The organism is Streptomyces sp. NPDC000880, from assembly GCF_053599675.1.
Map to the genome: position 1 here is coordinate 12,590 of NZ_JBSFMS010000070.1, position 23,593 is coordinate 36,182.

Sequence of the window (23,593 nt, forward strand, 5' to 3'; positions counted from 1 at the left end):
TTGCGACCGCTCTGCGGTTTGACGCACGTAAGGGGGCTGGAGTTGTACGGATTCGGTATGGAATCTCAGTGGCGGGCCGCCGCCAGGAACAGCCGGTGCTCGGCCCGGGCCACCCGCGTCCCGTACAGCGTGATCGATACGACGCCGAGGACCGCGAGCAGGCCCAGCAGAACCGTGCCCGCCCAGCCGCCCCAGTGGAAGGCGACCGCGCCGAGCGTGCCGCCCGCGCTGCTGCCGAGGTAGTACGCCGACTGGTAGAGCGCCGACGCCTGGCCGCGGCCCGTCTTGGCCGTACGGCTCACCGAGGACGAGGCGACCGCGTGGCCGGCGAAGAAGCCGCCGGTGATCAGCACCAGGCCGAGCAGCACGGCGGGCAGCGACTGTGCCAGCGACAGCAGCAGGCCGGCCGCGGTGGTGGTGACCGCGAGGTACAGCGCGCCGCGGCGCCCGAGGCGGGCGACGAGCTTGCCGGCCGTTGCGGAGGAGACCGTGCCGACCAGGTAGACCAGGAAGATCGAGCCGACGATGCCCTGGGGGAGACTGAAGGGGGCCTCGACCAGCCGGTAGCCGATCACCGTGTAGACCGCGCCGAAGACGGTCATGAACAGTGCGCCGATCGCGTACAGCCGCAGCAGCAGCGGGTTGGCGAGATGGCCGCGGACGGTCTTCACCAGGGCGCGCGGGTTCAGCGAACCAGGCGTGAAATGACGGGCCTTGGGGAGCATCGCGCGGAAGACCACCGCGCACACCACTGCCATCAGGCCGACCGCGGCAAGGGCCGCGCGCCAGCCCCACAGCTGCGCCACCCAGCCCGTGAGGATCCGGCCGCTCATGCCGCCGATGCTGTTACCCGCCACGAACAGGCCGATCGCGGCGACCAGCGCCTTGGGCCGCACCTCTTCCGCGAGATACGCCATCGCCGCCGCCGGCAGCCCGGCGAGCGCAGCGCCCTGCACGGCGCGCAGCGCCACCAGCCACTCGAGGCTCGGCGCGAACGGCACCAGCAGCCCGACCACGACGGCGACCGCGAGCGAGACCGTCATCATGGTGCGTCGCCCGTACCGCTCGGAGAGGGCACTCATCGGCAGTACGCACAGAGCCAGCGCCCCCGTCGCGGCGGAGACCGTCCAGCTGGCGGCGCTCGCGCTCACGCCGAAGCCGGCGGAGACGGCGGGCAGCAGCGCTTGCGTGGAGTAGAGGAGGGCGAAGGTGGCGACACCGGCGGCGAAGAGCGCGAAGCTCATGCGGCGGTAGCCGGGGGAGGAAGGGGCGAGGCGGTGGTCGGAGTCGGCGCCCACAGGGGTGGTGGGCGCCTTGGTACTGGCAGGAGGCATGCATCGAACGTACGGCCTGGTATTTCATGCGTCCAATGCATGGAATGGCAATAATCGTTCCTATGGTGCATCAACACAGCTCACAGGCGCGGCTGTCACCCAGCAGTTACGCAGAATACGCAAAGGACACAGCACTGCTGCTCGCTCCGCGCCTGGCGTACTTCGCCGGGGTGGCCCGTCAGGAGCATGTGACCCGTGCGGCGCAGGAGATGGGCGTCCCGCAGTCGACGCTGTCGCGGGCGATCGTGCGGCTCGAGGAGGATCTGGGGGTCACGCTGTTCGCCCGCAAGGGCCGTACGGTGTCGCTGACGCCGGCCGGCCGGACCTTCCTCACCTCCGTGGAGCGGGCGCTCGCGGAGGTGGAGCGGGCGGCGGAGTCGGTGCAGGCGGACGCGGATCCGGGGGCGGGGAAGGTGGCCTTCGGCTTTCTGCACACGATGGGCTGGGAGACCGTGCCGGGGCTGATCCGGGCGTTCCGGGCGGACCATCCGCGTATTCGCTTCACCCTCGTCCAGAACTACGGCGAGGCCATGATCGAGCGCCTGCGCGCCGGCGAGCTCGACCTCTGTCTGACCTCGCCGGTCCCGGACGCGCCCGACCTGGTCGCCCGTCGTCTGGACGAGCAGCGGCTGCGCCTCGTGGTGCCGGACGACCACCGCCTCGCTGCCCGCAAGCGGATCCGCCTCGCCGAGGCGGCCGACGAAACCTTCGTCACCCTCGAACCCGGCTACGGCCTGCGGCGGATCACCGACGACCTGTGCGCTCAGGCGGGCTTCACGCCTCGCGTGGCCTTCGAGGGCGAGGAGGCGGAAACGCTGCGCGGCCTGGTCGCGGCGGGCCTGGGGGTGGCCCTGCTGCCACCCCCGGCGGTGGCGCGCCCGGGCGTCGTCGAACTGACGGTGACGGCCCCGCGCGCGGTCCGCGAAATCGGCGTCGCCTGGCTGGACGGTCATCCCGACACCGCCCCGGTGGCGGAGTTCAAACGCTTCCTGCTGTCACGCCGGGGCCGCCTGCTGCCGGACTGACCGTCTACGGCCGCAGCGACCGCCCGAAACCTCCCGCCAGTGGCATCCGCAGACCCATCGGCGGCGGAGCAGCGAGCGCGTCCGCCACCGGGCGGGCGTAGGTGCGCGTGAACAGCGCCCCCAGGACGAAGTCCGACGCCAGGGCCTGGACTTCGCCCTGGTGTTCGCGCAGCGCGTTGCCGTCCGAGTGGACCTCGAAGCGGCAGACGTCGCGGTTCGTCCTTTTGGCTCGCTCCGCCAGCCGGTAGGACAGCTCCGGGTCCGTACGCGCGTCGTTCGTGCCGTGCACGATCAGGACGTGGCGTCCCGCCAGCTGCTTCACCGGCTCCGGGGCGGCCACATTGTCCTCCGGCAGCCAGGGCGCCAGCGCCAGTACGGAGTTGACCGCCGGGTGGCCCGCCGCGTGGAGTGCCGCGCGGCCCCCCATGCCGTGGCCCGCGAGGCAGACGGGGACGTCGCCGTAGCGGCGTACGACCTCCTCCACCGCCCAAGTCGCGTCCGCCGCGAGGTGCGCGTCCGGGCCGTTCCAGCCGCGGCAGCGGTAGCGGACCGCGTGCACGAACAGGCCGTCCGCGCGGCCCGCCCTGGCCAGCGTGCGGCCGAGCGGCAGCGCCGCGGCGTACGACAGCGGTGAGGCCCTGCGTGCCGAGTCCGGCTCGCCGTCCGGCAGGATCAGCACCACCCCGCCGGCGGCGGAGTCGGCTCCCAGCGTGCGCCCGCCGGCGGCACGGCCGAGACGGGCGCGCGGCGGCGTCCGGCTCCCTCGCGCTCCCCTTGTCACGGTCGCCCCGCGGCGGGTGTCCGCTCCTCCGGCCGCCTCGGCCGGACGCCCCCAGCACAGGGGCAGTGCGTGGTGTGCCATGGCAGAACAGTCTCAGAAGCGCGGGTGTACTCCACCCGTCCGCATGGTCACTGTTGCGTATCGACGCACGGTGTGAGGTGGCGCTCTCTACGCGCGTAGGGGCTAGAGTGCGCAGATGACGAGCCAGACCCTCAACACGCCCACCGCGGACCAGATCCGCCGCGCTCCGAAGGTGCTCCTCCACGACCACCTCGACGGCGGGCTGCGTCCGGGCACGATCATCGAACTCGCCCGCGAAACGGGCTATGACTCGCTCCCCGAGCACGAGCCCGACAAGCTCGGCATCTGGTTCCACGAGGCCGCCGACTCCGGCTCGCTGGAGCGCTACCTGGAGACTTTCGGGCACACCTGCGCCGTCATGCAGACCCGTGACGCCCTCTTCCGGGTCGCCGCCGAGTGCGCGGAGGACCTCGCCGAGGACGGCGTGGTCTACGCCGAGGTGCGGTACGCCCCCGAGCAGCACCTGGAAGCGGGACTCACGCTCGAAGAGGTCGTCGAATCCGTCAACGAGGGCTTCCGCGAGGGAGAGCGGCGGGCTCGCGCGAGCGGCCACCGCATCCGCGTCGGCGCCCTGCTTACCGCGATGCGGCACGCCGCCCGCGCCCTGGAGATCGCCGAACTCGCCAACCGCTACCGCGACTCGGGCGTCGTCGGCTTCGACATCGCCGGCGCCGAGGCGGGCTTCCCTCCCACCCGCCACCTCGACGCCTTCGAGTACATGAAGAGGGAGAACAACCACTTCACGATTCACGCGGGCGAGGCCTTCGGGCTGCCGTCCATCTGGCAGGCGCTCCAGTGGTGCGGCGCGGACCGCCTCGGGCACGGGGTGCGGATCATCGACGACATCGAGGTCGCCGATGACGGCAGCGTGAGGCTCGGGCGGCTCGCCGCGTACGTACGGGACAAGCGCATCCCGCTGGAGCTCTGCCCGACCTCGAATCTCCAGACCGGGGCGGCCGCCTCGTACGCCGAGCACCCCATCGGGCTGCTGCGCAGACTGCACTTCAGGGCCACGGTCAACACCGACAACCGGCTGATGAGCGGCACCAGCATGAGCCGCGAATTCGAGCTGTTGACCGAGACTTTCGGATACACGCTCGACGACATGCAGTGGTTCACCGTCAATGCGATGAAGTCGGCGTTCATTCCTTTCGATGAACGACTGGCGATGATCAATGACGTGATCAAGCCGGGATACGCCGAGTTGAAATCCGAATGGCTGTTTCGGCAGACCGCCGCGACCAGCGATTCTTCCCTCGGCGAGAGCTGATCGCGGATTCGCGGAAGCGGCCGGGATCGTCAACACTCGGCCGCTTCGTGGTGTTTGCGGCCGCTGTGAAAGGCTGGCTAGCTTGCAGAGCCGCTCATTACTCCCGTCCCAAGGACTCATCACTGATGAAGCAGTCTGCTGCCAGGACTCTCGGTATCGCCGCTCTCGGCGCCGCCTTCGCCGCTGCCACCGCGGGCACTGCCTCCGCCGCGCCCGCCGCGCTCCCCGACTCCGCCACCTCGCTGGACACGGTCACCAGCATCCTGCCGGTCCAGGAGGCCGTCACGAAGCTCCCGGCCGCCCCCGAGTCGTTGGCGGGCGGTCAGCAGGCGCTCATCAGTAACGCGACCACGCTGCCGGCCACCGTCCAGGGGGCTGCCGCCAAGGCGCTGCCGACGACCGACCAGGCCGACCCGGTCTCCAGCCTGCTCGGCGGCCTCCCGGTCGGCGGCGCGGCCGGTGGTCTGCCCGGTGGACTGGCCGGCGGTCTGCCCGGCCTCGGCTGACGTACGCCAACAGGTGGGGCGCACACCCGATTCGGGTGTGCGCCCCACTTTGTTTGTGCCAGGAGGGACTACCAGGCGGTGTTGGCGGTCCTCTCCGACGGCAGCAGCATCCACAGCGCCAGGTAGAGCAGGAACTGCGGCCCGGGCAGCAGACATGAGACCAGGAAGATCACACGCATGGTGGTCGCGGAGGTGCCGAAGCGCCCTGCCAGCGCTGCGCACACTCCACCGATCATGCGTCCGTCTCGGGGGCGGGCAAGTGCGGCCATGGTGGGCTCCTTCGCGAGAACCGTTCGTGGGAGCAGCTCCGTCGTGCTCCCGATAACTCCATGGTGCCGAGCGAACGGGGTCAAAGCGTCGCTCTATGGTGCGATCCCGACCCTGGGAATCGTCGGGGTCGCCCCCTGAGGCGCCTCATCCCGCAGCAGGGCCCCGCGGCTCTGCCGGGAGGAGCCCGCGGCCGCCCGCTCCTGCCTGCGACGGAGGCGGGCCCGGCCGGCGGGCACCACCACCAGATGGGCCAGGGCCACCCCGGCCGTGTTCAGCAGCAGCGAGTCCACGTCGAGCACCCGGCCGGGCACCCCGGTCTGCAGCAGCTCGATGCCGAGCGACAGCAGGGCTCCGGCCGCGATGGTGCGGGCCAGCGAGGCCAGGGGAGAAACGGCGAGTCGGCCGCCCGCCATCGGCAGCAGTATGCCGAGCGGGGCCAGCAGCAGCAGTCCTTCGCCGATCCGGCGGGCGGCCTCAACGGGACCCAGCGCCAGATCCGCCTTGATCCCGGCGAACGGCTCGAAATTCGCGGCCGTCACCCACACCACGTCCAGCGGGCGCAGCGTCAGCCATGCGACGAGCAGCAGATGCGAGAGGAGGAGGATGACCCCCGCCGCGCGGAAGCGGATGGCGGCACTGCCGGCCGGACCTTGACGCTGCACGCCTCCCAAGACGCATGCTGCGCGCGAATCGGTTCCGCGCGGTTCCAAGAGGAACCCCGGCCGGCCCAGGGGGAGGCTTACGACGCCGACGCCGAGGGGAGCGGGCCGAGGGTCGGCACGGCCTCGTCGGGCCGCTCCTTGGTCCCGGCGGAACACTGGTACCCCCGCGGCGCGTATTCCCCGGGCCCGCCCAGCAGCACCGAGCCGTCAGCGGCGGTCGTCGTGCTCTCCGCGAAGGTGCAGATGATCTGGGCGAGCGCCGCCGTCGGAAGGTCCTCCGGCTGACGGTTCAGCCGCAGCGTGCCCGCGGGATCGCCCTCGCGCGGCCCGCTCAGCGTCAGCGGCCCGCGTACGTATGTGGTGAAGCCGGCCTCGTGCTCCGGCGACGACGGCTCCTTCTGGAGCTCGTCGAGGAGCGCCTGCGCGACCTGTACGCGGCTGTCGACGGCCTTCCCCTCGAGGATCTGTGCCGTACGGTCCACGGACTCCAGCTGCGATGCGCAGACCAGGTAGACGCGGACCGGGACGCCCTGCGGCTGCGCCTGCGGCGTCATGTCCTCGGTGGTCACCTGGCAGGGCACGCGAGAGGGCGCGGGGCCCGCGTCGACCGGCACCTGGGTAGGCCTGATCCCGCAGCCGCCGAGCACGAGGGCGGTCGTGAGTACGGCCAGAGCGGCTGCCGTCCGCCGGGTACGGGTACGGGTACGGCCATTCGGCGTCACTGCGCGTCTCCCTCTCCCCGATCGCGGTTGCGCTCTTCGTCACCGTCCGCATCCGCGTCGCCGTGCTCGTCGCAGTCCTTCAGCGAAGAGGCGTCGCGCGGCAGCCGCAGTACGAACACCGCGCCGTCGCCGTCCGCGGAGTTGGCCGCGACGATGTCACCGCCGTGGATGTGCGCGTTCTCCATCGCGATCGACAGCCCCAGACCGCTGCCCTCGGAGCGCGGCCGCGAGGCGCTCGCCTTGTAGAAGCGGTCGAAGACATGTGGCAGTACGTCCTCGGGGATGCCGGGCCCGTGGTCCCGTACCTCGATCAGCAGCTCGTGGTCGACCGGCCGCACCGACACCCGTACCGGCGAACCGCCGTGCTTGAGTGCGTTGCCGATCAGATTCGCCAGAATCACATCGAGCCGGCGCGGATCGAGCCGCGCCATGATCCCGCGCTCGGCGTCCAGGTCCACCGCGTCCAGCCAGGCGCGTGCGTCGATGCAGGCGGTGACCTGGTCGGCGACATCGACCGTGTCCACCACGAGCCTGGCGGTGCCCGCGTCGAAGCGGGTGACCTCCATCAGATTCTCGACGAGGTCGCCGAGCCGCCGGGTCTCGCTCACCACCAGGTTCACGGCGGGCGCGATCATCGGGTCGAGGCTGTCGGCCTCGTCCTCCAGCACCTCGGTGACGGCGGTAAGCGCAGTCAGCGGGGTGCGCAGCTCGTGCGACATGTCGGCGACGAAGCGGCGGCTGGACTCCTCCCGCGCGCTCATGTCCGCGACCTTCTTCTCCAGCGACTCCGCCGTCTTGTTGAACGTCCTTGCCAGCTCGGCGAGTTCGTCCGTGCCGGAGACCCGCAGCCGGGTGTCGAGCTTGCCCTCGCCGAGCCGGCGGGCCGCCTCGCCGAGGCGGTGCACGGGCTTGAGCACGGTAGTGGCCGCGGCCTGCGCGAGCAGCGCCGAGCCGACGAGCGCGAGCGCGGTGGCGATCCCCAGCGACCAGGCGAGCGAGTTGAGGTCCTGGCGCTCCTGGTCCAGCGACTTGAACATATAGCCGGTCGGACCGCCGCCGACGATCCGTGTGCCGCCGACCAGATAGGGCTTGCCGCCGCGCTGGGTGCGCTGCCAGTAGAGGTGGTACGGAACGGAGTTGCCCCCCTCGAGGCCCTGCCGCTCGTTCACCGCCTCCTGCAGTTTGTCCGGCACGTCGTCGAGCGTGAAGCTGTCCGGGTCCGAGGCGCCGACGATCGGCTTGCCCTCGGCCCCCTCGCCGATGAGCAGCACGCTGTAGCCGGAATTGCCGCCGGCCATCTGCTCGGCGGCCTTCTGCAGCTCACTCTGCGTGGGCCGCAGCGGCAGCGTGGCGGCCCGGTTCTGCATCTCCTGGCGGAAGTCCCCGAGCGCCGAGTCCTGCGTACGGCTCAGCACGGCTTCGCGGTTGAGCCAGTACGCGATGCCCGACGCGGACACGGCAGCGGTCAGCGCGACCAGCGCGAAGACGACGACGAGACGCAGCCGCAGGCTCGTCCAGCGAAGTCCCGCGAGCATCGCGCGCTTTGCGGCACCGCTCACCGAGGGGTGCCGTTCCGGTCGGCCATCACCATGTGCACATGTCTCACTGCGGGACGTCCAGCCGGTAGCCCACACCACGCACCGTACGGATCAGGGTCGGCGAGGACGGCACGTCCTCAACCTTCGCACGCAGCCGCTGCACACACGCGTCGACCAGCCGTGAGTCGCCGAGGTAGTCGTGCTCCCACACCAGCCGCAGCAGCTGCTGCCGCGACAGGGCCTGCCCGGGCCTGCGGCTCAGCTCCAGCAGCAGCCGCAGCTCCGTCGGCGTGAGCTGCAGGTCCTCGCCGTTCTTGGTCACCGTCATCGCGGAGCGGTCGATCACCAGCGAGCCGAAGGTCGCCGAGTCGGTGGACTCACGCTCCCCGCGCCGCAGCACCGCGCGGATCCGGGCGTCCAGCACACGGCCCTGCACCGGCTTGACGACATAGTCGTCCGCGCCCGACTCCAGCCCCACGACCACATCGATGTCGTCGCTGCGCGCGGTCAGCAGGATGATCGGCAGCTGGTCGGTGCGCCTGATCCGACGGCACACCTCGAAACCGTCGATCCCGGGCAGCATCACATCCAGCACGATCAGGTCCGGCCGCTGCTCGCGCAGCAGCTTCAGGCCGTCCTCGCCCGTCGCCGCGGTGGCCACTCGGTGGCCCTGGCGTGACAGCGAGAGTTCGAGGGCCGTGCGGATGGCGTCGTCGTCCTCGATCAGCAACAGGAAAGGCACAGAGGTCATTCTGGCCCATGGGGGTGCCGGAGTTCGACCGTTGAGGCTCTCTCACACGACTCCTCCCCTTGTGAGAGGCGTTTCGAGCGCTTCAGGACGAGCGGGTGAGGGGTCCCGAGATGGCACCCGAGGGCACTGTGACAGGTCTGTGACAGTCGACGGACAACGCCATGAAACTGCCCGGGCAAGCTTCTTGGCACACGGACGGAAGTTGACTCCACTCGACGGGGGGCGCGAGATGAACGCACTGCACAGCACCAACTCAAGCGCAGTTGTCACGCGTCTCCACGACGTCGTGAGGAGCACGGAGAAGTCCGGCGCGGTGAACGGGCGGGGGTGCGTTCGCGGCGCCGGGCGTCAGCACAAGCCGTCGTACATGACGGTGGTTGACGCAGCTGTGGGGGGCAGCGGCGAGGCAACGGGGGAGCGGACGAGCCTTTCGGAGGCGGAATTCACCGCCTACGTGCAAGAGCGCCGCGCCTCCCTGTACGCGACCGCCTACCACCTGACCGGTGACCGGTTCGAGGCGGAGGATCTGCTGCAGAGCGCGCTGTTCTCCACGTACCGGGCCTGGGACAGGATCAGCGACAAGGCGGCGGTCGGCGGTTATCTGCGCCGCACGATGACCAACCTGCACATCAGCGCCTGGCGCCGGCGCAAGCTCAACGAGTACCCGACGGAGGAGCTGCCGGAGACGGCGAGCGACACCGACGCGATGCGGGGTACGGAGCTGCGCGCGGTGCTCTGGCAGGCACTGGCCAGGCTGCCCGAGCTCCAGCGGACGATGCTGGTCCTTCGCTACTACGAGGGCCGTACCGACCCGGAGATCGCGGAGATCCTGGACATCAGTGTCGGCACGGTGAAGTCGAGCATCTGGCGGTCGCTTCGCCGGCTGCGCGAGGACGAGGTCCTCAGCTTCGGCCGTGACGAGGAAGAGTCCTTCGGCGAGCTGGTGGCCTGAGGGTAACGGGGGGAACGGGGCCGCCGTTTCGGGGGAGACGGCGGGATCCGGGGACCACGGGGTCACGGGGGACCACGGGGGAAACAGAGCGGGACCGGACAGGCCGGGGGGTCTTGTCCGGCCCCGCTCTTCTTTTTGCGCCTCAACCGGCGCCGCTTTCGCGGAGGTGGTTGCCCTCCGTGGGGGTTGCTCAATGGCTGCTTGCGGTGCCTACAGGCCTTTGCGGCCTCCGCCCGCCGCGCTGTTGCACGGCGCGAAGCTGCTGCCGGGGCGCGGGGTTCTCCAGCACAGGCACCTGAGAAGCGGCGCGTCAGCTGCCGCTGACCGCAGGAGGGCGTCGGCTCCCGCACTGGTTCCAGGAGCGCGCCAAGCTGCCGCCTGGGCGTGGGCCTTGTATCCCGGGACTGAACCCGCGGCGCGAATCTGCCGCGAACGACGCGGGCGTGGGGTACCTCGTTTCCCTGACCCTTCATCGGCGCGTGGGTGGGAAGGCTCCCTACGCCAACGTCCGCGCCGCAGGCGACGTACGGCAGCGGCCCGCGGCCGCCGCCGCCAGGCGGCCCAGAGCCTCCTCCTTGCCGCAGGGGTGCGCTCCCAGGTTCGTCTGGCGGGCCACGATGCCGCGTTCGGCGCGCATCAGGCGCCAGCCGCGGCGGAGCAGGAAGCCCACCGACTTGCGGCCCTCGCGCAGGTCCCGGGCCAGTCGGCGCCGGAACGTCGTCGACGGACGGCCGCGCAGGCACAGCGCGTCCGCCAGCACGCCCAGTTCATGGCAGCGCTCGACGATGTCCGCCGCGAAAATGCCCTCCGCCACGAACAGCGGCGTCCGGTCGATGTCGAACGCCTCCGTGTCGACTCGTGCGCTCGTGGCGATGTCGTACACGGGGACGGTCGTACGTCCCGTACGGCACAGCTCCATGATCGCCGCCACCGCCGCATCCGCGTCCCAGGACCCTGGGGAGTCCCAGTCGATGTCCATACTGCCCGTGACGAGCGGCAGCGTCGGGTCGCCGGCCTCTTTGTAGAAGTCGTCGAGGCGCAGCACCGGCAGGCCGGTGCGGGCGGCGAGGGACGACTTTCCGGAGCCTGAGGGGCCCGCGAGCAACACGACGCGGGTCGGGATGGGTTGGGAACTCACGGGAGACAAGTGTGCGGCATTGACCCGGGCAGGGGACCCCCCGGGACAGCGGTTGGTATCGGGAGCCCCAACTCAACTACTCTGCGCACTCACACGATTACTACCAGGCAGGAATCTCATGGCTCGTCATGCAGCTTCGAACAACCAGCGGCGCGCCCTGCTGCGCGTCGGTCTGACCGTCGCCGCGGCGGGTGCGGCCATCGGCGCGGGCGGTGCGGCGGCGCAGGCGGCGCCCATGCTGCCGGTGGGCGCACCCCAGACGTCCGGTCAGTCGGCGGACGACCTCAATGTGCCCGCCGGGGTCGAGCACGCGCTGCCGGGTGCGCTGGCGCCGGTCAAGCGTCTTCAGCTCGACCCGCTGGCGAACACCGGCGTCGACCCGCTGGACAACGCCGTGGGCACGCAGATCGCCGACTTCAAGCCGGTGAGCACCGCGATGGTGACGGACTCGGTGACCAAGGGCGGCGCGCTGCGGGACCTGCCGCTGGTGGGGCAGGCGACGGCGCTGCTCCCGGGCTGAGCCGCGCGCACCTGAGAGCCCCCTGCCGCCGGACGGGACGGCAGGGGGCTCGGTCATGGGGGCGGGGCGGCCAGGGCGGGTCAGTACGCCGAACCGGACGCGCCGAGCGAGCCCGTCGGGTGCCAGACCGTCTTCGTCTCCAGGAAGGCCGTCAGGCGGTGCGTGCCCGGGGCGGCCGAGAAATCCACAGGCTGTGGACGGAGAACGCGCTTGAGGTTGTCTGCCGCCGCGATTTCGAGTTCGCGGGCCAGATCGGCGTCTGCGCCCGTCAGGTCGATCGCATTGACGTCCTGATGCGCCGCGAGCGGGGTCGCGATCTCGGCGGTCCTGCCCGACAGGACGTTGACGACGCCGCCCGGCAGGTCCGATGTGGCCAGCACCTCGCCCAGGGAGAGGGCGGGGAGCGGGGACTTCTCGCTTGCGACGACGATCGCCGTATTGCCCGTGGCGATCACCGGGGCGAGCACCGAGACCAGGCCCAGGAAGGACGACTCCTGGGGCGCGACGACGGTGACCACGCCCGTCGGCTCGGGGGTGGAGAGGTTGAAGAACGGGCCCGCGACCGGGTTGGCCCCGCCCACGATCTGGCCGATCTTGTCCGTCCAGCCCGCGTACCAGACCCAGCGGTCGATCGCCGCGTCGACGACGGCCGCCGCCTTCGACTTGGACAGGCCCTCCGCGTCCGCCACTTCGCGTACGAACTGCTCGCGTCGGCCCTCCAGCATCTCCGCGATGCGGTAGAGGATCTGGCCGCGGTTGTACGCGGTCGCGCCCGACCAGCCGCCGAAGGCCTTGCGAGCGGCGACGACGGCGTCACGCGCGTCCTTGCGCGACGACAGCGGGGCGTTCGCCAGCCACTTGCCCTTGGAGTCCGTCACCTCGTACACCCGGCCGCTCTCGGAGCGGGGGAACTTGCCCCCGACGTACAGCTTGTAGGTCTTGAAGACGCTCAGTCGCCCGTCAGACATCGAGGTAGGCCTCCAGACCGTGACGGCCGCCCTCGCGGCCGAAGCCCGACTCCTTGTAGCCGCCGAAGGGCGAGGTCGGGTCGAACTTGTTGAACGTATTGGCCCAGACGACACCGGCGCGGAGCTTGCTCGCGACCGCGAGGATGCGGGAGCCCTTCTCCGTCCAGATCCCCGCCGAGAGGCCGTACTGGCTGTTGTTGGCCTTGGCGACCGCCTCGTCCGGCGTACGGAACGTCAGCACCGACAGCACCGGGCCGAAGATCTCGTCGCGCGCGATCGTGTGCGCCTGGGTGACATTCGTGAACAGCGTCGGCGCGAACCAGTAGCCGGAACTCGGCAGCTCGCACGCCGGGGACCAGCGCTCGGCGCCCTCCGCCTCGCCCGTCTCCGTCAGTGCCTTGATACGGGCCAGCTGCTCGGCGGAGTTGATCGCGCCGATGTCGGTGTTCTTGTCCAGCGGGTCGCCGAGGCGCAGCGTGGTCAGGCGGCGCTTGAGCGAGTCGAGCACCTCGCCTTGGACCGACTCCTGGACCAGCAGGCGCGAGCCCGCGCAGCAGACCTGGCCCTGGTTGAAGAAGATGCCGGAGACAATGCCCTCGACGGCCTGGTCGATGGGGGCGTCGTCGAAGAGGATGTTCGCGCCCTTGCCGCCCAGTTCGAGGGTGACCTTCTTGTCGGTGCCGGCGATCTGGCGGGCGATGGCCTTGCCGACGGCGGTCGAGCCGGTGAAGGCGACCTTGTTGACGTCGGGGTGCTCGACGAGCGCGGCGCCCGTGTCGCCGTATCCCGTAAGGATGTTGACGACGCCCTTCGGCAGGCCCGCCTGGCGGCAGATGTCCGCGAAGAAGAGGGCGGAGAGCGGGGTCGTCTCGGCGGGCTTCAGCACCACGGTGTTGCCGGTGGCGAGCGCCGGGGCGATCTTCCACGCGAGCATCAGCAGCGGGAAGTTCCAGGGAATGACCTGGCCGGCGACGCCGAGCGGGCGCGGGTCGGATCCGTACCCGGCGTGGTCGAGCTTGTCGGCCCAGCCCGCGTAGTAGAAGAAGTGCGCGGCGACCAGGGGGAGGTCCGCGTCGCGGGTCTCCTTGATCGGCTTGCCGTTGTCGAGGGTCTCCAGGACCGCCAGCTCGCGTGAGCGCTCCTGGATGATCCGCGCGATGCGGAACAGGTACTTGGCGCGCTCCGCGCCTGGCAGCGCCGACCACTTCTCGAACGCCTTGCGGGCCGCCTTCACGGCGCGGTCCACGTCCTCGGTGCCGGCCTGGGCGACCTCGGAGAGGACTTCTTCGGTGGACGGGGAGACCGTCTTGAAGACCCTGCCGTCCGCGGCGTCGGTGAACTCGCCGTCGATGAAGAGGCCGTACGACGGCGCGATGTCTACGATGGACCGCGATTCGGGGGCGGGTGCGTACTCAAAAGCCATGGTGATCAGTCCACCGTCACGTAGTCGGGGCCGGAGTAGCGGCCGGTCGCCAGCTTCTGACGCTGCATCAGCAGGTCGTTCAGCAGGCTCGACGCGCCGAAGCGGAACCAGTGGTTGTCCAGCCAGTCCTCGCCGACGGTCTCGTTGACCAGGACGAGGAACTTGATGGCGTCCTTGGTGGTGCGGATGCCGCCCGCGGGCTTCACGCCGATCTGGATGCCGGTCTGCGCGCGGAAGTCGCGCACGGCCTCCAGCATCAGGAGCGTGTTGGCGGGGGTGGCGTTGACCGCGACCTTGCCGGTCGAGGTCTTGATGAAGTCCGCGCCGGCCAGCATGCCGAGCCAGGAGGCGCGACGGATGTTGTCGTACGTGGACAGCTCGCCGGTCTCGAAGATGACCTTCAACCGGGCGGGGCCGGCGGCCTCCTTCACGGCGCGGATCTCCTCGTACACCTTCGAGTATCGACCCGAGAGGAAGGCTCCCCGGTCGATCACCATGTCGATCTCGTCGGCCCCGGCGGCGACGGCGTCGCGGGTGTCCGCGAGCTTCACGTCGAGCGCGGCGCGGCCGGCCGGGAAGGCGGTGGCGACGGAGGCGACCTTGACGCCGGAGCCCTTCAGGGCCTCGGCGGCGACGGCGGCCATGTCGGGGTAGACGCAGACCGCGGCGGTCGCCGGGGTGGTGCGGTCGGTCGGGTCGGGACGGACGGCCTTGGCGGCGAGCGCCCGGACCTTGCCCGGGGTGTCCGCGCCTTCGAGCGTCGTCAGGTCGATCACCGAGATGGCCAGATCGATGGCGTACGCCTTGGCCGTGGTCTTGATCGAACGCGTACCGAGCCCTGCGGCGCGGGCCTCCAGGCCGACGGCGTCGACGCCGGGCAGGCCGTGGAGGAAGCGGCGCAGTGTGCTGTCGGACGCGGTCACGTCAGCGAATGCGGGTGCAATGGGCATGGTCACCAGGGGAGCATATCTACGCGCGTAGCAACCTGTACAGGGGGGCCTGGTGAAGGTTGCGCGAGGGGAGGTGGGCGGTGGGCGTCACCAGGCCAGGGAACCACGACTGGAGGCGTGCGGCAGAATCGGAGCCATGACGAGCCCCCAGCAGCCCGCCGAGCCCACCTATGCCGACCGGGCCTTCCGGTCGCCCGCCGCGATGGTGGGCGGAGTGCTGCTGCTCGCGCTCATCACGTGGATCTGCGGGGACGCGCTGATCCGGGGCGAGGGGCGCACGCCGTGGCTGGCACTCGCCGTGGCGCTGCTGGCCGTCCCGCTGGTGGTCGCGTTCACACTGCGGCCGGCGGTCTTCGCCAACAACGACCGGCTGCGGATCAGGAACCCCTTCCGGACGATCACACTGCCCTGGGCGGCGGTCGCGGATGTGCGGGCCGGGTACTCCAGCGAGGCATTCACACAGGACGGTAAGAAGTACCAACTGTGGGCGATCCCGGTCTCGCTGCGGCGGCGCAAGCGGGCCTCGCGCCGCCAGATGCAGAACGCGCACGACGACCCGCACGGGCGGACGTCTGTGAGCGCGGATGTCACCGACTCCAGGGCGCGGATCGCTCCCGCGGACCAGACGATCGCGGACCTGCGGGAACTGGCCGAGCTCAACGCCCCGCTGCCGGGTGCGCAGGGCGAGCCGCAGATCCGCTGGGCGTACGAGGCCGTCGCGCCGGCGGTGGCCGGGGCGGTGCTGCTCACGGTGCTGCTGGCGATCGGCTGACGGTCTTCTGACGGTGGACAGGGCTGTCGCTGTCTCATGCGACTGTGACCGCGGGCCCGGTCACGGCGGGCCCTTCCACACCAGCAGCATGTACGCCCCAAGCCAGGCCTACCACAGCGTCGCAGCTCCCAGCACCACCCTCACCACCGCCGTACGCCGCGCCCGCGCCAGCGCCCGTGCGACCGGCATCAGCAGCGGGAAGCCCGGCAGTAGAAAGCGGGCGCGCGGGAAGTAGACGCCGCCGCTGCCGAGGACGACCAGCAGCAGCATGCCGGTGAAGACGAGCAGCGCGGGCGCGGCCGCCGAAGCGCCCGCGGCAGCCCGTACCGTACGCCTGTTGGGCCACCGCCTCCCGGAGCCGACGGCCGGCGGGAGGCGGGGACGGTGGCTCGAACGGTCGCGGCGAGGGACACAGCGGCTGCTCCTGGGACTCGGCGTGCACTCGGCGTGCGCTACCGGTCACCATTTCCCGGCCGGTTCCGAAGGAGCGGGTGCCGCTGCCTCGACTCCGTACGAGATTCACCCGTACGGGCGTCAGATACCGGCTGCAGCCGCCAGGTCCCGCTTGATCCGCTCCAGGACCTCCGTCGCCCGCTCCCGCGCGGGCGCCAGCTCGCTCGCGTCCGCGACCGGCACGACGACCTCCAGGTAGCACTTGAGCTTCGGCTCGGTGCCGCTCGGGCGGACGATGACCCGGGCCTTGCAGTCGCCGTCGAGGTAGTACCGCAGGCCGTCCGTGGGCGGCAGCTTCTCCGTGCCCCGGCTCAGGTCCTCCGCGACGGCGACCCGCAGCCCGGCGAGAACGGCCGGCGGCTGCTCGCGCAGCGCGCGCATCGCGTTCGCGATGATGCTCAGGTCCTCGACCCGCACCGACAGCTGGTCGGTGGCGTGCAGCCCGTGCTCGACGGCGAGGTCGTCGAGCAGATCGGTGAGGGTGCGGTCCTGCTCCTTGAGCTCCGAGGCGAGCTCGGCGACGAGGAGGGCCGCGGTGATGCCGTCCTTGTCGCGTACGCCTTCGGGGTCGACGCAGTAGCCGAGCGCCTCCTCGTAGCCGTACCGCAGGCCCTCGACGCGGGCGATCCATTTGAAGCCGGTCAGCGTCTCCTCGTACGGGAGTCCCGCCGCGTCCGCGATCCGCCCGAGCAGGGACGAAGACACGATGGACTCCGCGAAGGTGCCGCGCGCGCCCTTGTGGACAAGGTGCGCGGCGAGCAGCGCGCCGACCTCGTCGCCGCGAAGCATCTTCCAGTCCTGGCCTTCGGGGACGGCGACGGCGCAGCGGTCCGCGTCGGGGTCATTGGCGATGACGATGTCCGGCTGGACCCGGCGGGCGGTCTCGAAGGCGAGATCCATCGCCCCCGGCTCCTCCGGATTGGGGAACGCGACGGTCGGGAAGGCCGGGTCGGGCTCGGCCTGCTCCTGTACGAGGGTGGGCGCGGGGAAGCCGGCGCGGGCGAAGGCGGCGGTCAGTACGTCCTTGCCGACGCCGTGCATGGCGGTGTAGACGACGCGGGCGGAGCGGGGGGAGCCGGCGGTCAGCACGGCGTCCGTACGCTCCAGGTAGGCCTCCAGGACCTCGTCGCCGAGGGTGTCCCAGCCGGTCTCGGCGCGTGGTACGTCGCCCAGGCTGCGGATCGCGTCGATCTCGGCGGCGATCTCCGCGTCGGCGGGCGGCACGATCTGGGTGCCGTCGCCGAGGTAGACCTTGTAGCCGTTGTCGCGCGGGGGGTTGTGGCTGGCGGTGACCTCGACGCCCGCGGCGGCGCCCAGCTTCCTTATGGCGAAGGCGAGTACGGGCGTGGGCAGCGGGCGTGGCAGGACGGCGGCGCGGAAGCCGGCGCCGACCATGACGGCGGCGGTGTCGAGCGCGAAGTCGGCGGACTTGTACCGGGCGTCGTACCCGATGACGACGAGCCCGTCGCCCTGCCCCTTCGCCTTCAGGTACGCGGCGAGCCCGGCGGCGGCCCGGATGACGACGGCCCGGTTCATCCGCATGGGCCCGGCCCCGAGCTCCCCACGCAGCCCGGCTGTCCCGAACTGCAGCGTCCCCGCGAACCGCGCGGCGAGCCCATCGAGATCCTGCGCCTCGATGAGCTTCCCGAGCTCGTCCCGGGTCTCACTGTCCGGGTCCTCGGCCAGCCACGCCCTGGCCCGCGCGATGAGGTCCTGCTGCACGGTGGTCCGCCTCTCGTGTGTTTTCGTCGCCCGGCCAATCTTGGCGGGCATCCTCGCGGTGGGGCACTCCCGTGCCCGCGAGTCACCCGGGCCCGGCGGGCGGCGCTGTTCCCCCACCCCGCCCCTTCCCGTAACCGGGGCTCCGCCCCGGACCCCGCGCCTCAATCGCCGGCGGGCTTGAATTTCCCGCCGGTAACCCTTGAACGAACCACCGCACCGCGCGCGCCGCGGACGTCCGTGCAGCGGCCCCCGCGCGCCGTGGGCGCTCGCGCACCCCCCCGGCACCAAGCACTCCGTCAGATGCGGTCCAGTACCCGCGTCAGCAGCTCGCCCATCCGCGCCGCCGAGTCCCGGCCCGCCTGCAGCACTTCCTCGTGGTTCAGCGGCTCGCCCGTCAGGCCCGCCGCCAGGTTCGTGACCAGGGAGATGCCCAGCACCTCCGCACCCGCCTCGCGCGCCGCGATCGCCTCGAGGACGGTGGACATGCCCACCAGGTCGCCGCCCAGCACGCGGACCATGTTGATCTCCGCCGGCGTCTCGTAGTGCGGGCCGGGGAACTGCACGTACACGCCCTCCTCCAGCGACGCGTCGATCTCCTTGCACAGCGCCCGCAGCCGCGGCGAGTAAAGGTCCGTCAGGTCCACGAAGTTCGCCCCGACGATCGGCGACGTCGCCGTCAGGTTGATGTGGTCGCTGATCAGCACCGGCTGCCCGGGCCGCATGCCCTCACGCAGACCGCCGCAGCCGTTCGTCAGGACGACGGTCTTGCAGCCCGCGGCGACCGCCGTGCGCACCCCGTGCGCGACCGCGGCGACACCGCGGCCCTCGTAGTAGTGCGTACGGCCCAGGAAGACCAGCGCGCGCTTCGCGCCGATCCGGTACGAGCGGATCTTGCCGCCGTGGCCCTCGACCGCCGGCGGCGGGAAACCGGGCAGCTCGGTGACCGGGAACTCGGCCTCGGGCGTACCGAGCGCGTCGACTGCCGGGGCCCAGCCGGAGCCCATCACCAGCGCTACGTCATGCGTCTCGGTGCCGGTCAGCTCACGCAGGCGCGCGGCTGCGGCGTCGGCTGTGGCGTGGGGGTCGGCGGAAGCGCCGTTGAGATCCGGATTCACAGATGCGTTCACGCGGACGAGGGTAGCCGGTCATTTCCTACGCGCGTAGATGACGCAGCTCACGGTCTTTGGATCGTTGTCCTGTCGTTTCCGACAGACGGCGCGCCGAATGCACTAGCAGGGCCGCTTCCGCAGCTCCATCACATAGTCGTGCGGCGCTCCCGCCGAATCCGCCGCGTCCGCCAACTCCCCCAGATACCGCGCCGACGGCAGCCCGCCCTCGTACCCGTTCAGCACATACACCCAGGCCGGCTCCTCGCCGTCCAGCGTGTCGACCCGCACCCGCATCCGCCGGTAGATGTCCAGGCCGACGCCCTCCCAGCGGTCCATCGAGTCCTCGTCCATCGGGGCGACGTCGTACAGCGCGACGAAGACCTGCGAGCGCGGCGCCTCCACGATCGTGGCCAGCGCCCCCTCCCAGCCCATCTGCTCGCCGCCGAAGGTCAGCCGCCAGCCGTTGAGCCAGCCGGTGCCGCGCAGCGGGGAGTGCGGGGCGCGGCGGGACATCAGCCGCGCGTCGAGGTTGCCGGCGTACGCGGCGTAGAGCGACATGGGATCGAGGGTACGGGAGGGGCACGGGTGGTTGCCGTTCACCAATCGAGGGACCCGGGGCAACGGCACTTGAACCATGCGGGACACTGGGGGGCGTACTGCAGTCCCAAAGGGCGATCCCCCGAACCCGGCAGAACGTAACGAGAGCGCGAGGCGTAACCCCAGTGACCCGGATCGTGATCATCGGCGGCGGACCCGGCGGATACGAGGCGGCCCTGGTGGGCGCCCAGCTCGGCGCGGAGGTGACCGTCGTCGACTGCGACGGCCTCGGCGGGGCGTCGGTGCTGACCGACTGCGTACCGTCGAAGACCCTGATTGCCACCGCCGAGGTGATGACGACCTTCGACTCCTCCTATGAGGAGCTGGGCATCATCGTCGCCGACGACACCCCACCGCTGGAGCAGGCGGCCCGAGTGGTCGGCGTGGACCTCGGCAAGGTCAACCGACGGGTGAAGCGGCTTGCCCTCGCCCAGTCCCACGACATCACCGCCTCCGTCACCCGGGCGGGCGCGCGCGTGCTGCGCGGCCGTGGCCGGCTGGAGGGCCAGCAGGCGATGGACGGCTCCCGCAAGGTGGTCGTGCGTGCCGCGGACGGCAGCGAGGAGACGCTGACCGCCGACGCCGTGCTGATCGCGACCGGCGGCCACCCGCGCGAGATCCCGGACGCCCTGCCCGACGGAGAGCGGATTCTCAACTGGACGCAGGTGTATGACCTGGACGAGCTCCCCGAGGAGCTCATCGTGGTCGGCTCCGGCGTTACGGGTGCCGAGTTCGCCGGCGCGTACCAGGCGCTCGGCTCCCGGGTCACCCTCGTCTCGTCCCGCGACCGCGTGCTGCCCGGCGAGGACCCGGACGCCGCCGCCGTTCTCGAGGACGTCTTCCGCCGCCGCGGCATGAACGTCATGGCCCGCTCCCGCGCCGAGTCCGCCAAGCGCGTCGGCGACCGGGTCGAGGTCACGCTCTCCGACGGCCGGGTCATCTCCGGCTCGCACTGCCTGATGGCGGTCGGCGCGATCCCGAACTCCGCGGGCATGGGTCTGGAGGAGGCCGGGGTCCGGCTCAAGGACTCGGGCCACATCTGGACCGACAAGGTCTCCCGTACGACCGCCCCCGGCGTGTACGCCGCCGGCGACGTCACCGGCGTCTTCGCGCTCGCCTCGGTCGCGGCCATGCAGGGCCGTATCGCGATGTACCACTTCCTGGGCGACGCGGTGCAGCCGCTGAACCTGAAGACCGTCTCGTCGAACGTCTTCACCGACCCCGAGATCGCGACGGTCGGCTACAGCCAGGCGGACGTGGACGCGGGCAAGATCGACGCGCGGTCGGTCAAGCTGCCGCTGCTGCGCAACCCGCGCGCGAAGATGCAGGGCATCCGGGACGGCTTCGTCAAGATCTTCTGCCGGCCGGGTACGGGGATCGTGGTCGGCGGCGTGGTCGTCTCGCCGCGTGCCAGCGAACTGATCCATCCCATCTCGATCGCGGTCGACAACAATCTGACGGTGGAGCAGATCGCAAACGCCTTCACTGTGTATCCGTCTCTGTCGGGGTCGATCGCGGAGGTGGCACGGCAGTTGCAAACCCGGAAAGCGGCGGGCGAGGCGTGATGCGGGTGTAAACCCGAAGAACCCCGGGCACTCGGCGCGTCCGACGATCAACTACGCGGCTGCCCATACCACTTGGGTGTCCCACGTGGGCGCAACTTCTGTTATTCGGCGCATAGCGCTGAAAACCATCGGCCGGTCAGGTTACTGTCAGTTTCGTGTTCGCTGCAGAACGTCGCCAATTGATCCTCGAAATGGTGCGTGCCAACGGGGCCGTGTCGCTCCGTGAGCTCGCCCGCGTCGTCCAGACCTCCGAAGTAACCGTACGGCGGGACGTGCGGGCGCTGGAGGCAGAAGGACTCCTCGACCGCCGGCACGGCGGTGCGGTACTGCCGGGCGGTTTTACGCGTGAGTCCGGCTTTCCGCAGAAATCCTTGTCCGCGACCGCGGAGAAGACGGCCATCGCCGATCTTGCCGCGAGCCTCGTCGAAGAGGGCGAGGCCATCGTGGTCGGCGCGGGGACGACGACGCAGGAGCTTGCCCGCCGGCTTGCGCGCGTCCCCGGGCTGACCGTCGTCACCAACTCCCTTCTGGTGGCTCAGGCGCTGGCGCATGCCAACCGGGTCGAAGTCGTCATGACCGGGGGGACGTTGCGCGGCTCCAACTACGCGCTGGTCGGCAGCGGCGCGGAGCAGTCCCTGCACGGGCTGCGGGTGTCCCGTGCCTTTCTCTCCGGGAGCGGACTGACCGCGGAGCGCGGCCTGTCCACGTCCAACATGCTCTCGGCGAGCGTCGATCGGGCTCTGGTTCAGGCCGCGGCGGAGGTGGTGGTCCTCGCGGACCACACCAAGCTGGGCACCGACACGATGTTCCAGACGGTGCCCACGGATGTGATCACGCGGCTTGTCACCGATGAGCCGCCGACGCACGACGACCGCGCGGCGACGGAGCTCCAGGCGCTGGCGGACCAGGGGGTCCAGATCGCGGTGGCCGGATCGGGTGCGGGAGCCGCGGGCGGCGACGGCGTCCCGCCGGGGCGCCAGCCCCGCCGGGACGTCCCTCTCCCGGGCCAACGCCGCACCCGCGGGGGCAACCCTCTGCGCACGGCGGCGGGATCCCTGACCCCGGACCAGCCCCCGGCGGAACGCGCAGCAAGGGTGGCGGACCTCCGCCGCCGCTGAGTAGCCGCCCGCGCCGCCGATCTGCACTTGGCGGGGTGGGGCCGGGGGCACGGTCTGTCCCGCTGGGGCGGGAGCGCCCGTCGTCGCGGCTGCCGGGACGGCCCTGCGCACGCGCCGTGGCGGCGTGGAGCTGCCGCCTGACGTCGGCCCGCCTGCGCTGCGTGCCGCCTACCCGCCCGATCTCTGCACTTGGCAGGGGCGGGGCCACGGGTACGGTCCGTCCTGCTGGGGCGCGAGGGCCCGTCGTCGCGGCCTCGGCCCCGCGCACGCGCCGTGGCGGCGTGGAGCCGCCGCCTGACGTCGGCCCGCCTGCGCTGCGTGCCGCCTACCCGCCCGATCTCTGCACTTGGCAGGGGCGGGGCCGGGGGGCACGGTCTGTCCCGCTGGGGCGTGGAGGCGCCGCACGCCGCGTGGTGGCCGCAGGCGCGGGCGGGACCTCAGGTCGTCCCGCTCGGGCGCCCGCGGCGCGAAGGTGCCGGCCCCGGGGTCGGGGGCTTGCCCTGCTTGTGGGAAGGGGCGGGGTGGGGAAAGGCCCCGCGCAGCGGCACCCCCCGGCCCCGAACCCCCTCAGCCGCCCGCCTCCCCCTTCAGCCCCCGCAGCGTCAGCATCAGCAGCCGGTCCGCCAACTCCGGGTCCTGCGGGTCCTGTTCCGCCGCCAGCGCGATCGCGTTCGTCAGCTGCATCAGGTCCCCGATCGACACATCCGCCCGCACCGCGCCGCTCTCCTGCGCCCGAATCAGCAGCCGTTCGCCCGCCTCGCGCATCGGCACGCTGCACTCCGACAGCGCCGAACTCTCGTCGTGCGAGGCCGACATGAGCGCCCGCGCCAGGCCGCGGTACTCACCCGCATGAGTGATGATGGCGCGCAGCCACTCCACCAGAGCTCCGCATGGCTGCTCCGCCCCGGCCAGTTCGCGGGAGCGCTGCAGCAGCGAGGCCAGCGCGTCCTGGAAGACCGCGCTCATCATCGTGTGGCGGTTGGGGAAGTGCCGGTACAGCGTGCCGATACCCACGCCCGAGCGCCGTGCGATCTCCTCGAGCGACGCATCGGTTCCGTGCTCGGCGAAGACGGTGCGGGCTTCGGTGAGCAGCCGTTCGTAGTTGCGGCGCGCATCGGCGCGCATCGGCCGTGCCGAACCCGCCGCCGTACTCCCCGTGCTCGTCGCCATCGCGCCGTCCTCCCTGAGTCCGCCCCCGGATGTCCAGCATGCCATTGCGAAATCGGAGGCGCCCTCCGTATCGTAATGAGCGGCCGCGGCCTTCATGGCGGTCGCGCTCGCCCCGCTCCTGCTGTCCCGCACACCCCCAGACGGATCTCCTCCACTCTGTACGAGAGCGGGGGCGGCGTCTGGGGCAGCGTCTCGT

24 protein-coding genes are annotated in these 23,593 nt (G+C 71.2%); 8 read left to right on the top strand and 16 right to left on the bottom strand.

All coding sequences use genetic code 11. From position 1 onward, the window contains the following. Positions 1-65 precede the first annotated feature (65 nt). Positions 66-1,334 (bottom strand): MFS transporter, encoded by a 1,269-nt coding sequence (locus tag ACWDO5_RS22110; protein WP_450532050.1) that lies wholly within the window; start codon positions 1,332-1,334, stop codon positions 66-68. A gap of 62 nt (positions 1,335-1,396) precedes the next feature. On the opposite strand from ACWDO5_RS22110, the gene ACWDO5_RS22115 reads away from it, so the two are divergent. After that, positions 1,397-2,359, top strand: coding sequence for a LysR family transcriptional regulator (locus ACWDO5_RS22115; protein WP_450532051.1), 963 nt, complete (start codon positions 1,397-1,399; stop codon positions 2,357-2,359). Positions 2,360-2,363: 4 nt separating this feature from the next. Here ACWDO5_RS22115 and ACWDO5_RS22120 read toward each other — a convergent pair whose 3' ends face one another. Continuing rightward, on the bottom strand, positions 2,364-3,041 hold the full coding sequence (locus tag ACWDO5_RS22120; RefSeq protein ID WP_450532072.1) for an alpha/beta hydrolase: 678 nt from the start codon (positions 3,039-3,041) through the stop codon (positions 2,364-2,366). 295 nt (positions 3,042-3,336) lie between these two features. Between ACWDO5_RS22120 and ACWDO5_RS22125 the strand changes: the two genes are divergently transcribed. Further along, on the top strand, positions 3,337-4,491 hold the full coding sequence (locus ACWDO5_RS22125; RefSeq protein WP_450532052.1) for an adenosine deaminase: 1,155 nt from the start codon (positions 3,337-3,339) through the stop codon (positions 4,489-4,491). Between the two features lie 125 nt (positions 4,492-4,616). After that, complete coding sequence (locus ACWDO5_RS22130) at positions 4,617-4,997, top strand: ATP-binding protein (protein ID WP_450532053.1); 381 nt, start codon at positions 4,617-4,619, stop codon at positions 4,995-4,997. 68 nt (positions 4,998-5,065) lie between these two features. Here the strand turns inward: ACWDO5_RS22130 and ACWDO5_RS22135 are convergent, their stop codons facing one another. The 5 genes from ACWDO5_RS22135 to afsQ1 form a co-directional block, all read right to left on the bottom strand. Further along, positions 5,066-5,266, bottom strand: a complete 201-nt coding sequence (locus tag ACWDO5_RS22135) for a PspC domain-containing protein (RefSeq protein ID WP_450532054.1) — start codon at positions 5,264-5,266, stop codon at positions 5,066-5,068. A gap of 93 nt (positions 5,267-5,359) precedes the next feature. Continuing rightward, a complete protein-coding gene (locus ACWDO5_RS22140; protein ID WP_450532055.1) occupies positions 5,360-5,929 on the bottom strand; it encodes a VanZ family protein in 570 nt (189 codons plus the stop codon). Between the two features lie 77 nt (positions 5,930-6,006). Further along, complete coding sequence (locus tag ACWDO5_RS22145) at positions 6,007-6,651, bottom strand: hypothetical protein (RefSeq protein ID WP_450532056.1); 645 nt, start codon at positions 6,649-6,651, stop codon at positions 6,007-6,009. Further along, positions 6,648-8,210 carry an ATP-binding protein gene (locus tag ACWDO5_RS22150; RefSeq protein WP_450532057.1) on the bottom strand — a complete coding sequence of 521 codons (1,563 nt, stop codon included), beginning with the start codon at positions 8,208-8,210 and terminating at the stop codon, positions 6,648-6,650. The genes ACWDO5_RS22145 and ACWDO5_RS22150 overlap by 4 nt, the downstream gene beginning before the upstream one ends. Before the next feature lie 43 nt (positions 8,211-8,253). Further along, positions 8,254-8,931 carry a two-component system response regulator AfsQ1 gene (gene afsQ1, locus ACWDO5_RS22155; RefSeq protein WP_175257369.1) on the bottom strand — a complete coding sequence of 226 codons (678 nt, stop codon included), beginning with the start codon at positions 8,929-8,931 and terminating at the stop codon, positions 8,254-8,256. 238 nt (positions 8,932-9,169) lie between these two features. Between afsQ1 and ACWDO5_RS22160 the strand changes: the two genes are divergently transcribed. Further along, entirely contained in the window at positions 9,170-9,892 is a 723-nt protein-coding gene (locus ACWDO5_RS22160; RefSeq protein WP_450532058.1) for a SigE family RNA polymerase sigma factor, read from the top strand. Positions 9,893-10,388: 496 nt separating this feature from the next. Here the strand turns inward: ACWDO5_RS22160 and ACWDO5_RS22165 are convergent, their stop codons facing one another. Further along, complete coding sequence (locus ACWDO5_RS22165) at positions 10,389-11,030, bottom strand: uridine kinase family protein (RefSeq protein ID WP_450532059.1); 642 nt, start codon at positions 11,028-11,030, stop codon at positions 10,389-10,391. Between the two features lie 118 nt (positions 11,031-11,148). Between ACWDO5_RS22165 and ACWDO5_RS22170 the strand changes: the two genes are divergently transcribed. Next, on the top strand, positions 11,149-11,550 hold the full coding sequence (locus tag ACWDO5_RS22170) for a hypothetical protein (protein WP_450532060.1): 402 nt from the start codon (positions 11,149-11,151) through the stop codon (positions 11,548-11,550). An 80-nt stretch (positions 11,551-11,630) separates the two neighbouring features. Here ACWDO5_RS22170 and ACWDO5_RS22175 read toward each other — a convergent pair whose 3' ends face one another. The 3 genes from ACWDO5_RS22175 to deoC are packed head-to-tail and all read right to left on the bottom strand — an operon-like array spanning position 11,631 to position 14,891. Then, positions 11,631-12,518 (bottom strand): aldehyde dehydrogenase family protein, encoded by an 888-nt coding sequence (locus tag ACWDO5_RS22175; RefSeq protein WP_450532061.1) that lies wholly within the window; start codon positions 12,516-12,518, stop codon positions 11,631-11,633. Further along, positions 12,511-13,947 carry an aldehyde dehydrogenase family protein gene (locus ACWDO5_RS22180; RefSeq protein ID WP_450532073.1) on the bottom strand — a complete coding sequence of 479 codons (1,437 nt, stop codon included), beginning with the start codon at positions 13,945-13,947 and terminating at the stop codon, positions 12,511-12,513. The genes ACWDO5_RS22175 and ACWDO5_RS22180 overlap by 8 nt, the downstream gene beginning before the upstream one ends. Then, a complete protein-coding gene (gene deoC / locus ACWDO5_RS22185) occupies positions 13,947-14,891 on the bottom strand; it encodes a deoxyribose-phosphate aldolase (protein ID WP_450532074.1) in 945 nt (314 codons plus the stop codon). Before deoC ends, ACWDO5_RS22180 begins: the two co-directional genes overlap by 1 nt. A 136-nt stretch (positions 14,892-15,027) precedes the next feature. On the opposite strand from deoC, the gene ACWDO5_RS22190 reads away from it, so the two are divergent. Then, a complete protein-coding gene (locus tag ACWDO5_RS22190) occupies positions 15,028-15,663 on the top strand; it encodes a PH domain-containing protein (RefSeq protein ID WP_450532062.1) in 636 nt (211 codons plus the stop codon). Between the two features lie 108 nt (positions 15,664-15,771). Here ACWDO5_RS22190 and ACWDO5_RS22195 read toward each other — a convergent pair whose 3' ends face one another. The 4 genes from ACWDO5_RS22195 to ACWDO5_RS22210 form a co-directional block, all read right to left on the bottom strand. Beyond that, positions 15,772-15,933 carry a hypothetical protein gene (locus tag ACWDO5_RS22195; protein ID WP_450532063.1) on the bottom strand — a complete coding sequence of 54 codons (162 nt, stop codon included), beginning with the start codon at positions 15,931-15,933 and terminating at the stop codon, positions 15,772-15,774. A gap of 264 nt (positions 15,934-16,197) precedes the next feature. Continuing rightward, on the bottom strand, positions 16,198-17,889 hold the full coding sequence (locus ACWDO5_RS22200; protein ID WP_450532064.1) for a phospho-sugar mutase: 1,692 nt from the start codon (positions 17,887-17,889) through the stop codon (positions 16,198-16,200). Between the two features lie 245 nt (positions 17,890-18,134). Beyond that, entirely contained in the window at positions 18,135-18,965 is an 831-nt protein-coding gene (locus ACWDO5_RS22205; RefSeq protein ID WP_450532066.1) for a purine-nucleoside phosphorylase, read from the bottom strand. Positions 18,966-19,067: 102 nt separating this feature from the next. Next, on the bottom strand, positions 19,068-19,505 hold the full coding sequence (locus ACWDO5_RS22210) for a gamma-glutamylcyclotransferase (protein ID WP_450532067.1): 438 nt from the start codon (positions 19,503-19,505) through the stop codon (positions 19,068-19,070). A gap of 164 nt (positions 19,506-19,669) precedes the next feature. Here ACWDO5_RS22210 and ACWDO5_RS22215 point away from each other — a divergent pair, with 164 nt between their 5' ends. Next, positions 19,670-21,109 carry an NAD(P)H-quinone dehydrogenase gene (locus ACWDO5_RS22215; protein WP_450532068.1) on the top strand — a complete coding sequence of 480 codons (1,440 nt, stop codon included), beginning with the start codon at positions 19,670-19,672 and terminating at the stop codon, positions 21,107-21,109. A 191-nt stretch (positions 21,110-21,300) separates the two neighbouring features. Next, entirely contained in the window at positions 21,301-22,227 is a 927-nt protein-coding gene (locus ACWDO5_RS22220; protein WP_450532075.1) for a DeoR/GlpR family DNA-binding transcription regulator, read from the top strand. Between the two features lie 567 nt (positions 22,228-22,794). Here the strand turns inward: ACWDO5_RS22220 and ACWDO5_RS22225 are convergent. Next, complete coding sequence (locus tag ACWDO5_RS22225; protein ID WP_450532069.1) at positions 22,795-23,397, bottom strand: TetR/AcrR family transcriptional regulator; 603 nt, start codon at positions 23,395-23,397, stop codon at positions 22,795-22,797. Positions 23,398-23,593 lie beyond the last annotated feature (196 nt).

Bases quoted from the DNA above. Each gene is read 5' to 3' on its own strand.
- ACWDO5_RS22195 (WP_450532063.1), bottom strand. From the start codon at position 15,933: ATGCTGCTGCTGGTCGTCCTCGGCAGCGGCGGCGTCTACTTCCCGCGC.
- ACWDO5_RS22220 (WP_450532075.1), top strand. From the start codon at position 21,301: ATGGTGCGTGCCAACGGGGCCGTGTCGCTCCGTGAGCTCGCCCGCGTC.
- ACWDO5_RS22160 (WP_450532058.1), top strand. From the start codon at position 9,170: ATGAACGCACTGCACAGCACCAACTCAAGCGCAGTTGTCACGCGTCTC.
- deoC (WP_450532074.1), bottom strand. From the start codon at position 14,891: ATGCCCATTGCACCCGCATTCGCTGACGTGACCGCGTCCGACAGCACA.
- ACWDO5_RS22115 (WP_450532051.1), top strand. From the start codon at position 1,397: ATGGTGCATCAACACAGCTCACAGGCGCGGCTGTCACCCAGCAGTTAC.
- ACWDO5_RS22200 (WP_450532064.1), bottom strand. From the start codon at position 17,889: ATGCCCGCCAAGATTGGCCGGGCGACGAAAACACACGAGAGGCGGACC.
- ACWDO5_RS22110 (WP_450532050.1), bottom strand. From the start codon at position 1,334: ATGCCTCCTGCCAGTACCAAGGCGCCCACCACCCCTGTGGGCGCCGAC.
- ACWDO5_RS22170 (WP_450532060.1), top strand. From the start codon at position 11,149: ATGGCTCGTCATGCAGCTTCGAACAACCAGCGGCGCGCCCTGCTGCGC.
- ACWDO5_RS22225 (WP_450532069.1), bottom strand. From the start codon at position 23,397: ATGGCGACGAGCACGGGGAGTACGGCGGCGGGTTCGGCACGGCCGATG.
- ACWDO5_RS22130 (WP_450532053.1), top strand. From the start codon at position 4,617: ATGAAGCAGTCTGCTGCCAGGACTCTCGGTATCGCCGCTCTCGGCGCC.
- ACWDO5_RS22190 (WP_450532062.1), top strand. From the start codon at position 15,028: ATGACGAGCCCCCAGCAGCCCGCCGAGCCCACCTATGCCGACCGGGCC.
- ACWDO5_RS22175 (WP_450532061.1), bottom strand. From the start codon at position 12,518: ATGTCTGACGGGCGACTGAGCGTCTTCAAGACCTACAAGCTGTACGTC.
- ACWDO5_RS22135 (WP_450532054.1), bottom strand. From the start codon at position 5,266: ATGGCCGCACTTGCCCGCCCCCGAGACGGACGCATGATCGGTGGAGTG.
- ACWDO5_RS22210 (WP_450532067.1), bottom strand. From the start codon at position 19,505: ATGTCGCTCTACGCCGCGTACGCCGGCAACCTCGACGCGCGGCTGATG.
- ACWDO5_RS22125 (WP_450532052.1), top strand. From the start codon at position 3,337: ATGACGAGCCAGACCCTCAACACGCCCACCGCGGACCAGATCCGCCGC.